The organism is Desulfobacula sp. (assembly GCF_021107415.1).
This window is the reverse complement of the sequence record NZ_JAIOSW010000088.1, coordinates 1-13,299: the sequence shown is the minus strand read 5'-3', so window position 1 is coordinate 13,299 and position 13,299 is coordinate 1. Positions and strand designations below refer to the sequence as shown.

The following is a 13,299-nucleotide window of genomic DNA, read 5'->3' as shown; positions in this document are numbered from 1 at the left end:
CATTGGGATTAAGCTGATTCCCGTAAGCGTCCACAATGCCGTAACTGTTGCCGCCCACGGTGATGATGGTATCCTGGATGAGTTGACGGGCTTCTTCAAGATCCCCGGTGAAGAGCAATCTTGTAAGTCCCCGTGAATGAACGCTAGGCAGGGTAGCCCCCGGCGGTTCATCTGGATCGAAGACCGTGGAGCTACTTTCAATGGTGCCCAGGTTCAAGGCATCACCGGTCCGGGTGTCGATCTGCAGGATGATCAGTTCATGATTCGGCGCATTGATGATCACTTTATAACTTCCGGACGGGGCATCATTAAAGACGAAAACACCGTCCGCATTTGTAATGGTGGTGAGATTCGTACCCTGGATGGTGACAGCGGCGCCTGCAATGGCTTGTCCTGTGTCGGTGTCAACCAGAACACCCGTGGCAGAAGCCTGTCCTTTTGCAACATTAAATGCCAGGGCAGAAACTGCAGTTTCTTTATCGGTCACGACACTGACGGAACGGGGTCCTTCCTGGGCATCCGGGGCAATGGAGATGTTTACCACGGCCTCGGTGGGGCTGTTTATGGTGAGGGCATTTATTGTAATGTCGTTACCAAAGTCGGCCTGGCTGACGTTTTCTGTGAAATGGGTTTCAAAATTACCTGATGCTTCACCTGTCAGTATGACGTCGAGGGTTTCACCCTGTTTTCCAGTTACCGGGTGCATTTGGGAAATAAGGGCTGACGTAAGTCTCGGGGGTGCGGTTCCGCTGCTGTTAACCGTGCCGGTGATCCGGGTTGAGTCAAGGAAGGTGGGTGTTTCAACCGGATGGACTTCCAGAACCAGATCCTGCTGGGTGGAACCGGACACATCATTGACTATAACCTCAACAGTCCGGTTTGCACTGAGTTCTCCGTCATGGGCCTGGCAGTCAATACTGTAGGTCCCGGCCTGATCAAAGTCAGGTGTGAACGTGATAGTGCCTGTGGCAGGGATAAATATGGCGTTGTTGGGCAGGGGAGTCGCAGTCAGTGTCAGGATGTCATCATCCGGATCACTGGCCTGGATCAGAATGGTCAAAAGACCTCCCTCATCGATAGTCAGTGGATCAGGTGCGGATATTTCAGGCGGCCGATTGACGTTAATCACCGTGATCCGGACCGTTTTTGTTGCGGTAAGACCCAGGGGATCTCTGGCTTTAAATGCTATCACGTAAATGCCCTGCTGAGTATTATCCGGTGTAAAATCAAATGTTCCTGTGGCTTGTGTGCCGGGGATGGACAAAAACTGGGCATTGTTAAGCTTGGGTGATGCTGAAAGGGTCACCACATCTCCATCAGGATCTGTTGCCGAGACATCGATGGAAAGTAAGGCACCTTCAGCCACTGTGTATGAGAGAGGATCTATTGAAATAACAGGTGGTTCGCCCACAGGGGGTGCAGCATTTATGATAATTGTCACTGTATCGGCTATGCTGGCAGCACCGGCATTGTCCGTGACTATTAGAGTGAATAGGTAAGTACCGGCTGTCAACGTAACACTGGGCTCGGCAATATTTTCAGGATCAGGAACACCGGGTTCACTTGTCCATGTATAGCCGGCAACCGTGCCGTCCGGGTCAGAGGAGCCGCTGCCGTTCAGGGCGATGATAATTTCAGTTTGACCATAAATGAGCGTTTGTATCTGTTCCGGCCCGGCTTCGGCAACAGGGGGAATGTTTTCGGGCATGGCATCGGATACGGTGAGGATAAAATTCTGGGTGTCAAAAAGGCCTGCCCGGTCATCAACATGGATTGAAATCATATGGTCATCAATCTGCGTTTCTCCCGGCGTCCATTGAATCAGCCCGGTTGAGGTATCTATTTGCATCCCATTGGGTGGGTTTTCAAGAGAATAAACCAGCACATCGTCAGGATCAGGATCTGTTGCATCCACATCATAGATGTATAATTGTCCTTCAACAGCAGAGACAACAGGTGTGGATGTGATTGTGGGACCCTGGTTCAGGACCGGGAGATCTTCTATTGTGATGACAAAACTCTGCGTGTCGTTTCCTCCGTTTCCATCTGTGATATCAGCTGTCACCTCATAGGTACCGGCAGTATCCGGTGACCATGAGATCAGACCTGTGGCCGCATTAATCGACATTCCAAAAGGGGATGTGGAAAGACTGTATGTAATGTCGTCTCCGTTCGGGTCAGAGGCATTGATGTCATAATTGTAGGGTATGCCTGTAGTGCCGTGGAGGACGGGTGGCGAGTAGATGACGGGCGCGGCGTTGGCCGGGGGGCGGCTTGCAGTGGGATGGCCGGCAACGACATTGGAGTAACAGGAAGTGCAATTGTATTTTCCGAAATAATGGCTGAATAGTGAGATGTCCGCAGAATCAATGTTTCCAACACCATTAAAGTCACCTTCACAGGGCTCTCCCTGATCGCAGTCGGTGCGTCCAATATCAGAAGAAAAAATTGAAAGGTCTGAGCCATCCACATCTCCGTCATTGTCCAGATCACCGGTGCATTCTGAAACTGCTTTTATAAGATATAAATAGGTTGTTTCATTTGAAATCGTGGTGTCCAGGTAAGTCGAATAGGTGGATGTGGTTTCTGCAATTAGTTCAAAGTTAAAAGGGTCGGATTCATCGGCACGGTATACAAGATAGTTTTGCGTTCCTTCCCGGTGTGTCCAGGTCAGTTGAACCTTGCCTGCCTTTGATCTGGTTGAGATATTAAAACAAGGGGATATGGTAATATGAGCAGTATCGATTTCAGAACGGGATGATCCGTCATTTACAATGAGGGAGACGTTGTAGCTCCCTTCCGGGACAACCACTGCGGGGGTTAAACCATGTGTTGTTTCAAAGGGGCCATACCAGAAGTAGACTAATGAATCGCCGTCAGGATCATTGGAACCGCTTCCATCCAGCAAGATCGTGCCGGCCAGAGTCAGGTCCTTTGTGGCGGCTTGATCAACGCCTGCGTCCGCAACCGGTTGGGCAGCCGCAGCAATTGCCGGGCCAAAAAAGGAAACGACTTCCTGATATCCGGGTATGCGGGGTTGGATCAACTGAAAGAGCAGCATGGTCAGGATGACCGCGGTATATGCCGGAACTTTTAAGTAAAATGGATGGAATTGCCTCTTCAAATTCATTATGTTTCCTCCAGGATTAAACAATCAATACTAAAAGCCATTGCACTGCCTGTTACAAGAAGGGCTACAGTAATTACTGATAATTTTAAAAATTGATTCATAAAAAATCCTTCTTTTTTTCGAGGCAACCCGGCCATCTCTTCATGAGATCCGTCGGTTTTCCGTCCTTGATTTACATCAAGTTTGGCTTTTCATGAACGTTTTGACATTCAATTAATATAGCAATAATTGTGCCGAAATATTCAAATATCAATCTTCCTTTTTAATTGAAACATGTGAAAGATCGAAGAAGATGGATATAGTTGTTATCCTTTATTTACTAACAAAAATATAAAGAGAAAACTTTCAGGCTTTATTTTTGGTCCGAAGAAGACTATGTAAAACTTTACATAGTTTTATGTAAAGTTTTACATAAATAAGGAATATTTTTTCTCATTTTTTTAATGCGATCATTTGATCCATCAAATCAGCTGCCGATTTGGCAAAAGACGGATCATTGATGTGAAGATTTTTTTCTTTAACCGTAATGGCAGGTGCTAAATTTTCTTTAAATGTTTTAATGAAAAGATTGTTCATCGCAGGATCATATAAAGGGCCGTCAATACTATCAGCCACTGACCAGCCTTTCATAGGAATTAATACTTTTATTGTTTCTCCTGCAGGATTTAGTTTTTTTGATAATTGCCGGGCGATGGTTTTTGTCTCTTTTTTATTGAGTCGAATAGCGGACCGGAAATCATAAAAGAAGATTTTACGGTCTTTGTATTGCTCAGGAATACTGTGACGATCAAATTCCAGCACAGCGCAGTCTAATCCACCGGGTACGATAAGCCGGGGAAGGTGAAAGTCTTTTATGGCTTCAAATCGATGAGGGCCAATCCCACCGCAATAACCATCCATGAGCCGATCTGCCAGTTCATGGGTCGCCAGATCCAGTATGCCCTCAAAAAAACCTTCTGAGGCCAGTTCTTCCATTGCGGTTCCTCCGGTGCCATTGGCATGGAAGGTAACAACTTCATACCCTTTATTTTCCAGTGATGCTTTTATTTGTTCTGCTGCCTGAGTAATAAATCCAAAAAAAGACAGGGCGATGCGTTGGCGATTCTTGGCGGGAGTCCATTCACTTTGGGCCATGGCACATACAGCAGCAGCAGCTTTATCCAGCATCCCTCCCAAAATACTGTTGATCCCCAGTATATCGGAAACACTATGCATTATGGTGATGTCTTTGGTTCCAACTATATTGGTCATATCCCTGGAAGCAACAGTGGACAGCATGATTTTGGGGATACCAAGTGGCAGAACACGCATGATTCCAGTGCACAGATAAGTACCGGAACCACCACCTGCAGAAATAATACCCGATATTTCACCTCTGTTATGAAGTGCCTTTACGACTTTCCCGGCTTCTTTCAACATGGCCTGAATCATTTGATCCCGATCCTGCCAATCTTGCAGCAAGCCCTTTTCTTTCAGGCTGTTGAAAAGATCAATATCCACAGTACAGGATACCGGCTTTTTGGTCCCGACATTAATTGTAAGCGTGCGCACACCTCGTTTTTCTATACATTTTTTAATAAAAAGATGTTCTTCTCCCTTGGTGTCAAAAGTTCCGAGTATTGCTATTGAGGAGTTTTTGTTCATTTGATATCCTTTTATATAAATAAGTGAAATGTGAATTCTAATAGTTAAATAAAATATCATTTTCTATATAAGCCTGTTCAAGTTTTTCCTGGTGATTCTTTAGCTTTTCCCCCATATCGGTTGCCAATGTATGAACCAGGTAATTGATCAGGCTGATCAGGGAGGCAGGGTTTCCCAGGAAAGGAATTGTTTTCAACGGTGCGATAAGGACATGATCGCTGAATTGGACCAGTGGGCATGATGAACTGTCTGTCAGCAGTATCATTTTTAGTTTATACCGCTTTACAAGCTTTCCTATTTTGATTAATTCGTTTGGATATCTTGAAGTGGCAATAATAACTACAGCAGATTTTTGAGAGGCAAATATCAACCGGTCAATGGTTGTTCTGTCACTTCCTTTGAAAATAGTCACATTCTTTCTTATTTTCGATAAGGTCCAGCCCATGTAATATGCCGGTGCATAAGAAAGCCTTGAGCCGACAATATAGACGGCCTCTGATTTTTTCAAAATCTTTCTTATTCTTTTAACTTCTGATAGATCAATATTTTTAATCATGGCCCTGATATTTTCAATATCCTGATTGGTTATCCTTTCAAGTTGTGCATCATCGCTGTGCACAACATGGTTGGCAAGCCTGCTTCTTTCAATCAGGGTAAGTTCGTTGTCAATAAGGTTTCTTAATGCCTTGATGAACACTGCATAGCCTGGTAAATTCAATTGGCGGACAAATCTGACAACCGTGGCTTCACTGACACCTACGGCGACGGCTAATTTTCTTGTTGTCATGAAAACGGCTTTGTCAGGATTAGACAATACAAAATCTGCCAGCATTTTTCCTTTGGAAGTCAATCCAGAATAGTGTGCATCAATAATCTTATGCAAAGCAGTCGTTTTTTTGTCCATCGGAGTCCTCGTATGTTAAAAAGGTGAAAGTTTGCAAAGCTTGTTACATTTTTATCCTTCACTGTCAAGTTTTAGCCCGATTTTGACTTTTTTAGTTATCAAAAAACATCAACTTAATTAATAAATCGTAAATTAATTTTAAATCGCTATTTGGTATCTGCTGTTTGATTGATGGTTTGGCAGTAAATTAGTTATCTACAATAATGGATTGAAAATAGACAAAAAAATATGTAACAAAACCTATCAAGTTTAATTTCTACTTGACAAACATGACTAATTATGAAAGGTTTTGTTTAATTAGTTCCAATCAGGAGGTGAAAGATGACAATAGAAATTCCAATATGTCCTGAATGCAAAAAGGAGATACTTTTAAATGAAACCAGATGTCATCATTGCTCAAAGTCCATTGCAACTGTGGAATTCCGGTCGGTTTTCAGCTGGAATTGGCCGGACAGGACGTTTCTTCTCTTCTCAGTGTTAATTTTTGTTTCATTTTTTATGCCCTGGTTTCCCGGAAAATTTCTTTCCATGGAAAATCCTTTGTCACCGCTTAACCTGCTCCTGCATCTTGTGGACCTGGATGTTGAATTCCTCGTATCCTATGATGTTTTGAGAATGGTTTTAATTATCCCTTTGTTTTCTTTTTTTCTTTTTTTAATGGTCTATCTGGGGGACGGTCTGAAAGCTACTCCCTTCCCTGGTATATTTCTTATCATTTGTATACTTGTGTCCATGTTTACGTTTATTTTTCAAACCCTTGCGGGTGTTTTCCAATGGGGTGCGGCTTTTCTTTTTTTCGGGGGATTTTTATATTATCTACAGCAATGTTACAAAAAAGGAACACTTGGCAGGATATCTTATTATTTATTATTCCTCTTTATCCTGACCTCCATTTTTTTATATCTTTTTGATCTTTCAATAGAATTTTATGCCAGGCTTGATCTCATTATACTGGGCGAAACCTGGGGGTTCTTTCTGGCCTGGGCAGTTTCGTGCCTGCTTGTTCTTCTGGCAGTTCTGTATAATATACGTTCGATTGAGGATTTCTGGATGGTAATATTTGCCCTGGGTTTTTCTGTGATTGCCTATTCAACCCTGGTTCATCCATTTTTTGTATCCGGCCCTTTAAAGTTTTTTGCGGATAACCTTCATGAAACTTTTATCCAGCTTGTTGCCCATATTCGTATTGTCGGTATTGCCCTGATCATAGCCATTACAACCGGTGTTCCTGTGGGTATCTATATTACACGTCATCCGGGTGCTGCAGGAATTGTTCTTTATATATCAAGTATTCTCATTACCATACCCAGTATTGCCATGTTCGGGTTTATGATGCCGATTCTTTCAACCATTGACAATGCATGGGATGCGGTCAGCGGGATCGGGATCGGGGTTGTTCCTGCAGTCGTGGCATTGTCTCTGTATTCCCTGCTTCCGATTGTCAGAAATACTTATATTGCATTAAAAAGTGTGGACCCCGCCACGATTGAAGCAGGCAAGGGGATGGGAATGACAAATTTTCAGCTTCTTGTGCAACTGCAGCTTCCTCTGTCAGCACCCATTATTATGGCAGGTGTCAGGACAGCTGTGGTTATGGGGATTGCCATTGCTGCCATTGCTGCATACATCGGTGCAGGAGGGTTAGGGCTTTTTGTCAGTGAAGGGCTTCAGATGTCAACCAATAACTCGGTTATTGCAGGTGCCATTGCCATGAGTCTTCTTGCCATTGTGGCGGATATCTTTTTAGGCAAAGCAGAGGACTGGATTACACCGACCGGCCTGAAAATCAAACAGGCAACAGAGTAATAAAGGAAAAAATTATGGGAACCATGCTAAGCCTTCAGAAAGTAACAAAAATATATCCCGGAGCCGGGCATGTCAAGGCTGTAGATGAACTTACCTTTGATCTGGAGGAAGGTGAGATCTGTACGCTTGTCGGACCTTCAGGATGCGGCAAAACCACTGCAATGAAAATGATTAACCGCTTGATATCCATTACCAGCGGAAAGATTATTATTGACGGCAAGGATATTTCCAGGCTCAACACCATAGAGCTTCGAAGAAGCATCGGGTATGTGATTCAAAACATCGGCCTGTTTCCCAATATGACCATTGGTGAGAATATTGCCATTATCCCGAAACTTCTAAAATGGGACAGGGCAAAGATTGATGAAAAGGTGCAAAGACTTCTTGAAATCGTCAATCTTGGCCCTGACGAGTACAAGGACCGGTATCCAAATGAACTCTCAGGAGGCCAGCAGCAGAGAATCGGAGTTGCCAGGGGAATGGCGGGTGATCCGCCTATCATGCTCATGGATGAGCCGTTTGGCGCAATAGATCCCATTAACAGGGAGCATCTCCAGAACGAGTTTTTAAAAATACAGGAAAAGGTTAAAAAAACCATTGTATTTGTCACCCATGACATTGATGAGGCCATAAAAATGGGAGATAAGATCTGCCTGTTAAAAGATGGCCACCTGGTCCAGTTCGCATCTCCGGAAGAGATGCTGACCCATCCGAAAAACGATTTTGTCGCTGATTTCGCAGGGGGTGACCGGACCCTCAAACGGCTCAACCTGTTTACTGTAAAACGGGCAATGAAGGACAACCCACCGATTATTAATCAGGATGAAACCATTGAAACTGCCCGTAACCTGTTCTCAGAAATCAGCATCCGATACCTGATTGCAGTAAATTCAGAAGGTAGGCTCACAGGGATGATTGACAACCAGGATATTCCTGATAAAGCAAGCCTGGTTAAAGATGCAGTTGCACCGACCAATGCATGGCTGACGGCGCAGTCGAATCTCAAAGACGGCCTGTCTGAGATTTTTACCCATGATTACGGATTCCTGATTGTGGTGGATGACGCGAAAAAGGTGCTCGGCTGGCTTCACACAGAAGATATCAAAGAGACCTTGAAAGGATAGAATCATGATTTTACGGATTTTATTTCAACTGGTCAAAAGGCTGGCCCCGATTTTTTTAACGATCCTTTTTATTGTGTGGCTTTATACTTATTATGGGGCATGGGACTACACAATTAAAAATCTTTCAGAATTTTTCAGATTGATTCTTGAGCACTTTATCCTGGTCATCATCAGCATGTTCTGTGCCGTCATTGTGGGGGTGACCCTTGGGACCATAATGACACGGAAAAGCATGGAAAAGATGTCTTCGGTCATAATGGCTGTGGTTAATGTCTGGCAGTCGGTTCCTTCGCTTGGTGTGCTTGCCCTGGCATACGGGTTTCTGCCCCTTATCGGTCTTTCAGGCATTGGTATGGTTCCTGCACTGATTGCGCTTTTTTTTCATGCAGTGGCACCCATTGTCAGAAATACTTATGCAGGGATTGAATCGGTGAGCAAAGATGTCATCGAGGCAGCCACAGGGATGGGAATGACCAAAAAACAAATCCTGTTTCAGATTGAACTTCCCAATGCCATGCCTGTGATTGCAGGCGGAATAAGAACATCAACCGCCATTATTGTCGGAACAGCCCCCCTGGCATTTCTCATCGGCGGTGGCGGACTCGGGTTCTGGATATTTACCGGAATTGCCCTGGTTGACATGGGCATCATGATGGCAGGTGCTGTACCAGTTGCCCTTATTGCCATGCTGTTTGATTATTGCCTGGGTGTTTCTGAAAAATTTCTTGTTTCAAGAGGAGTCCGGACGGATGAAATAGAACTGGCTTAATCGTTAAAAGGCCGGGTATAAATAAATTGATATCCGGTCATATGATGCTGTGTGCATTTTGTCCACAGCAATTAATATTAAATAATATTTTACTGGAGGTTTTATTATGAAAAAATTGATTCTTTTACTGGTAGCACTTACATTTATTGCGCTTCCCTTGTCGGCTTTTGCAAAAGCCCCTGTAAAGGTAGCATCCAAGGGGTTTACCGAACAAATAATTCTGGGTAAAATCATGGTCAACCTGTTAAAAGACAGAGGAATTCCTGTTGAAGATCGTACCAGCCTTGGTGGGACAAATGTGAATCGAGAAGCCCTGGAACAGGGGCAGATTGATGTTTACATGGAGTATACGGGAACTGCATGGCTTTCATTTTTCAAGAAAAAAGAAGTGGTTCGCGACGCTGGTAAGCTTTATGCCAAGGTAAAGGCAGAGGATGAAAAAATTGGTCTTATATGGCTTGCACCTGCAAAATTCAACAATACCTATGCCATTATCATGAAAGCCTCGACTGCTGATCAACTGGGCATCACCACCCTGTCCCAATGGGCTGCATGGACAAAAAATAATCCCGGCAAAATGAGCGTTTCCACCAATGCAGAATTTTATTCCAGAGTTGACGGGTTCAAGGGAATGATGAAATACTATGGTCTTGAATTCGGTAAAGATATCCCGGATGCAAAAGTCATGAAAATGGAGACCCCTCTCGCCAAAAAGACGGTCAGGGACGGGCAGGCCATGTGTGGAATGGCATTTGCCACTGATGGTGAGATCAAGGATTATAACCTGACTGTGCTTGATGATGATAAAAGTTATTTTCCCATCTATAATCCTGCACCGGTTATCAGGGCTGAGGTGCTTAAAGCATACCCTGAAATTAAATTCATTTTAAGTGAGATCGGATCTTCTCTGGACACTGCCACCATGACAAGACTTAATTACAGGGTCAATGTGAATGGCGAAAAACCAGAAGCTGTGGCTAAAAGCTGGCTTGCCGGTGTTGGGCTTATTATCAAAAAAAGTAAATAAATCTACATCAACTTTAAATGCCCGGGTTTAAAATATCTTCCCGGGCATTAATTTTGTTTTTCATGTCATCCTGTTTCCACTTCCATGCTTTTCAGGACTTCAGCCTGTACACTATCCCAGATTTTTCGTTTGAGTGCCATGTAATTGTCTGAGAGCTGGACATCGGCATTGCGCGGGTGAGGAAGATTGTTTACAATTTCCTGGGCAATGCGGCCCGGTCTGGCGGTCATTACAGCAATTCGTGACGACAGCAGCAAGGCTTCGTCTATGGAATGGGTGATGAATATGATGGTTTTTTTATGTTTTTCATAAATGCGGACCAGCTGTTCCTGGAGAACCTGACGTGTCATTGCATCAAGGGCTGCAAAAGGTTCATCAAGGAGCATAACTTCAGGGTCGTTTGCCAGAGCCCTTGCTATGGAAACCCGCTGCTTCATACCACCGGAAAGATGATGGGGATAACTTTTTTCAAAGCCATTGAGGGCAACCAGATCAATAAATTTAGCAGCTATGGCCTTTCGTTCGGATTTTGGAATTCTTTTCATCTTCAGTCCGAATTCCACATTCTCCTGCACTGTTTTCCAGGGGAATAAAGCGTATTGCTGGAAAATCATTCCGCATTCCGGTGTAATTCCGGTGACGGGTTTCCCGTCCAGAAGGATTTCTCCGCTGCTAGGGGTGTCAAACCCGGCTATCATGTTAATCAAAGTAGTCTTCCCGCATCCGGATGCACCGACAACAACAAGAAACTCTCCATCCCTGATGTCCAAGGACAGATCTTTAAGTGCCGTTACTTCACCTTGTTTGCTGGAAAAACATTTGGTAACATTATTAACACAAATTTTGCTTTGATCGTTTAACGTGTCCACGGCAGCAGTCTCCGTTCAAATTTTTTAAAAACAACATCAATAACCATAACAGTAAGGCTGATCATCACCATTCCCAACATCACGGTATCGGTTTGAAAATATTCCTTTCCGTTCATAATCATAAATCCCAACCCTTCACGGGCTGCTACCAGTTCCGCGGAGATGATACATGTCCAGGCAATCCCCAGCATTACTTTCAGCCCTGAAATAATCTGGGGAAGTGCACCCGGCAGGATAACTTCACGCATTACATCCAGCTTGGAGGCTCCCAGATTACGCGCTGCTCTGATCAATAAGGGATCAATGCTTTTTGTGGCCTCAATAATATATAAAAGAGAGGGTGCAAAAGATCCCATAAATACTATGGAGTATTTTTGTGTTTCCGTAATGCCGAGCCAGAGAAGGGAAAGCGGTATCCAGCTCATGGACGGCAAGGGGCGCAACAGTGAAATAAAAGGATCACATATGGCCATGAATATCCGTGATGAACCAAGAAAAATTCCAAATGGAATGGCCACCATGGATGAAATCATGAACCCCACCATCACGCGGCGGGTTGAAGCAAGGGTGTGCGCCATAAGGTCACCATTACCAATAAGTTTTACAGCTCTTGCAAAAATTTTGGAAGGTGCCGGCATAAAGACCGGGTCAATCAAACCGGCTTTGCAGATAATTTCCCAGATAACAATAAAAAGAAGTAGAGAGAGGATGCTTATAACAACCAGTTTTTTTGAATGGTTTTCTTTGTCCATTTGGCTTTAACTCCTTGATTTTGATCAGGCATACCTTAAGAACATTCCAATGGGAAAATTTTTATTCACGTAGTATGCCTGATCATTCATGCATGTTTATGGCAGCATGTCTGTTGTAACCCAGTTTTTAACCATAGGTGCCTGATCAATTTGTCCATGTCTGGTGAGAAAATTTCCAAGTTTCTGCATCCCTTTAATAAAATCTCCTGGATCACTCATGAGTGCTTTTTGTTTACTGCCCGGAATCCATTCGATGTCCTTGAGTACAGTCATCTGATCTTCCATATTCAGGTTGGTCAGCTTGACAAGTACTTGAGCACACTCTCCAGGTTTGTTAATCAACATGTCAACTGCTTCAAAATAACCTTTGACAAAAGCTTTACACGTATTGGGATATTTTTGGGCAAAATCTTTGCGAACTACAAGCAGATCAGGGCCGGGACCAAGTTTGTATTTTTTATAAAGACTGAATTCAGTGTCGTTGACAAGAAGATGGTTGCCTTTCATATTCAGAAGTTTATTAAAATGGGGTGTCCAGGCAGCACAAGCATCAATCTCGCCGGAGCTCATGGCAGCAGGCATTTCATTTACTTTCAGGTTGAGCAAGGTGAGATCTTTTTCAGGGTCCAGTCCGGCCTGTTCCAGTAAATCCAATACCAGTACATGGGCGCTGGATGCAAAAGGAGCAGCAATTTTTTTACCTTTAAGATCTTTCAAGGAATTGATTCCGTCCCTTGCAATTATCCCTTCTACTGTTGCATAGGAATCCTGTGTACCAAAGGCCAGAAAACTTTTGTTGCCGACTGCCATCAATGCAATCGCTGAAATACTGCCGGTTGAAGCCACGTCAAGATCACCGGCAATAAGTGATCCCATGCGCCCGGATGAAGCATAAAAATTTTGAAACAAAACTCCCAGGCCGTGTTTTTTAAACAACCCTTTTTCCATGCCGACCCAGGCCGGGTAATGTCCAAGCCAGGAAGAGCCGCCATAAATAACAGTAACCTTTTCAGGCTTGTTATCAGCACTTGCAGTGCCGGGTGCCAATGTCAGCATGACCGCCATGGTCAAAGCCAATAAAAGGGTACTAATGGTTACTTTTTTTAATTGCATCCTGTTACCTCCTTGAGTTGTATTTAATTGTAAATTATACTTTTCCAGCCTCAATACGGCAAGGCCGGGAAAGTATTCCAATGAATTAATAATTACATGCCTTCAAGAAATGTACCACTTGCAATATACGCTTTAAAAACAAGGATATTGCATATAATTGT

General features: G+C 43.8%; 10 protein-coding genes and 1 riboswitch. Of the genes, 4 read left to right on the top strand and 6 right to left on the bottom strand.

Annotation, left to right across the window (positions count from 1 at the left end; genetic code table 11):
- The 3 genes from K8S13_RS04565 to K8S13_RS04555 form a co-directional block, all read right to left on the bottom strand.
- On the bottom strand, nucleotides 1-3,130 hold a 3,130-nt coding region (locus tag K8S13_RS04565), incomplete at its 3' end, for a putative Ig domain-containing protein (RefSeq protein ID WP_291460774.1).
- Nucleotides 3,131-3,250: 120 nt separating this feature from the next.
- Nucleotides 3,251-3,328: riboswitch (cyclic di-GMP riboswitch) on the bottom strand.
- A 234-nt stretch (nucleotides 3,329-3,562) separates the two neighbouring features.
- Nucleotides 3,563-4,774 (bottom strand): Tm-1-like ATP-binding domain-containing protein, encoded by a 1,212-nt coding sequence (locus K8S13_RS04560; protein WP_291460773.1) that lies wholly within the window; start codon nucleotides 4,772-4,774, stop codon nucleotides 3,563-3,565.
- Nucleotides 4,775-4,811: 37 nt separating this feature from the next.
- Entirely contained in the window at nucleotides 4,812-5,678 is an 867-nt protein-coding gene (locus K8S13_RS04555; protein WP_291460772.1) for a MurR/RpiR family transcriptional regulator, read from the bottom strand.
- Nucleotides 5,679-5,999: 321 nt separating this feature from the next.
- Between K8S13_RS04555 and K8S13_RS04550 the strand changes: the two genes are divergently transcribed.
- The 4 genes from K8S13_RS04550 (at nucleotide 6,000) to K8S13_RS04535 (ending at nucleotide 10,404) form a co-directional block, all read left to right on the top strand.
- Nucleotides 6,000-7,484, top strand: a complete 1,485-nt coding sequence (locus tag K8S13_RS04550; protein WP_291460771.1) for an ABC transporter permease — start codon at nucleotides 6,000-6,002, stop codon at nucleotides 7,482-7,484.
- 14 nt (nucleotides 7,485-7,498) lie between these two features.
- A complete protein-coding gene (locus tag K8S13_RS04545; protein ID WP_291460770.1) occupies nucleotides 7,499-8,608 on the top strand; it encodes a betaine/proline/choline family ABC transporter ATP-binding protein in 1,110 nt (369 codons plus the stop codon).
- A 4-nt stretch (nucleotides 8,609-8,612) separates the two neighbouring features.
- Nucleotides 8,613-9,377, top strand: coding sequence for an ABC transporter permease (locus K8S13_RS04540; RefSeq protein WP_291460769.1), 765 nt, complete (start codon nucleotides 8,613-8,615; stop codon nucleotides 9,375-9,377).
- Nucleotides 9,378-9,483: 106 nt separating this feature from the next.
- Nucleotides 9,484-10,404, top strand: a complete 921-nt coding sequence (locus K8S13_RS04535; protein ID WP_291460768.1) for a glycine betaine ABC transporter substrate-binding protein — start codon at nucleotides 9,484-9,486, stop codon at nucleotides 10,402-10,404.
- 65 nt (nucleotides 10,405-10,469) lie between these two features.
- Here K8S13_RS04535 and K8S13_RS04530 read toward each other — a convergent pair whose 3' ends face one another.
- The 3 genes from K8S13_RS04530 to K8S13_RS04520 form a co-directional block, all read right to left on the bottom strand.
- Nucleotides 10,470-11,273, bottom strand: coding sequence for an ABC transporter ATP-binding protein (locus K8S13_RS04530; protein ID WP_291460767.1), 804 nt, complete (start codon nucleotides 11,271-11,273; stop codon nucleotides 10,470-10,472).
- On the bottom strand, nucleotides 11,261-12,025 hold the full coding sequence (locus K8S13_RS04525) for an ABC transporter permease (protein WP_291460766.1): 765 nt from the start codon (nucleotides 12,023-12,025) through the stop codon (nucleotides 11,261-11,263). Before K8S13_RS04525 ends, K8S13_RS04530 begins: the two co-directional genes overlap by 13 nt.
- 96 nt (nucleotides 12,026-12,121) lie before the next feature.
- Nucleotides 12,122-13,138 (bottom strand): aliphatic sulfonate ABC transporter substrate-binding protein, encoded by a 1,017-nt coding sequence (locus tag K8S13_RS04520; protein ID WP_291460765.1) that lies wholly within the window; start codon nucleotides 13,136-13,138, stop codon nucleotides 12,122-12,124.
- Nucleotides 13,139-13,299 lie beyond the last annotated feature (161 nt).

Bases quoted from the DNA above. Each gene is read 5' to 3' on its own strand.
- K8S13_RS04550 (WP_291460771.1), top strand. From the start codon at position 6,000: ATGACAATAGAAATTCCAATATGTCCTGAATGCAAAAAGGAGATACTT.
- K8S13_RS04535 (WP_291460768.1), top strand. From the start codon at position 9,484: ATGAAAAAATTGATTCTTTTACTGGTAGCACTTACATTTATTGCGCTT.
- K8S13_RS04560 (WP_291460773.1), bottom strand. From the start codon at position 4,774: ATGAACAAAAACTCCTCAATAGCAATACTCGGAACTTTTGACACCAAG.
- K8S13_RS04555 (WP_291460772.1), bottom strand. From the start codon at position 5,678: ATGGACAAAAAAACGACTGCTTTGCATAAGATTATTGATGCACACTAT.
- K8S13_RS04545 (WP_291460770.1), top strand. From the start codon at position 7,499: ATGGGAACCATGCTAAGCCTTCAGAAAGTAACAAAAATATATCCCGGA.
- K8S13_RS04525 (WP_291460766.1), bottom strand. From the start codon at position 12,025: ATGGACAAAGAAAACCATTCAAAAAAACTGGTTGTTATAAGCATCCTC.
- K8S13_RS04520 (WP_291460765.1), bottom strand. From the start codon at position 13,138: ATGCAATTAAAAAAAGTAACCATTAGTACCCTTTTATTGGCTTTGACC.
- K8S13_RS04540 (WP_291460769.1), top strand. From the start codon at position 8,613: ATGATTTTACGGATTTTATTTCAACTGGTCAAAAGGCTGGCCCCGATT.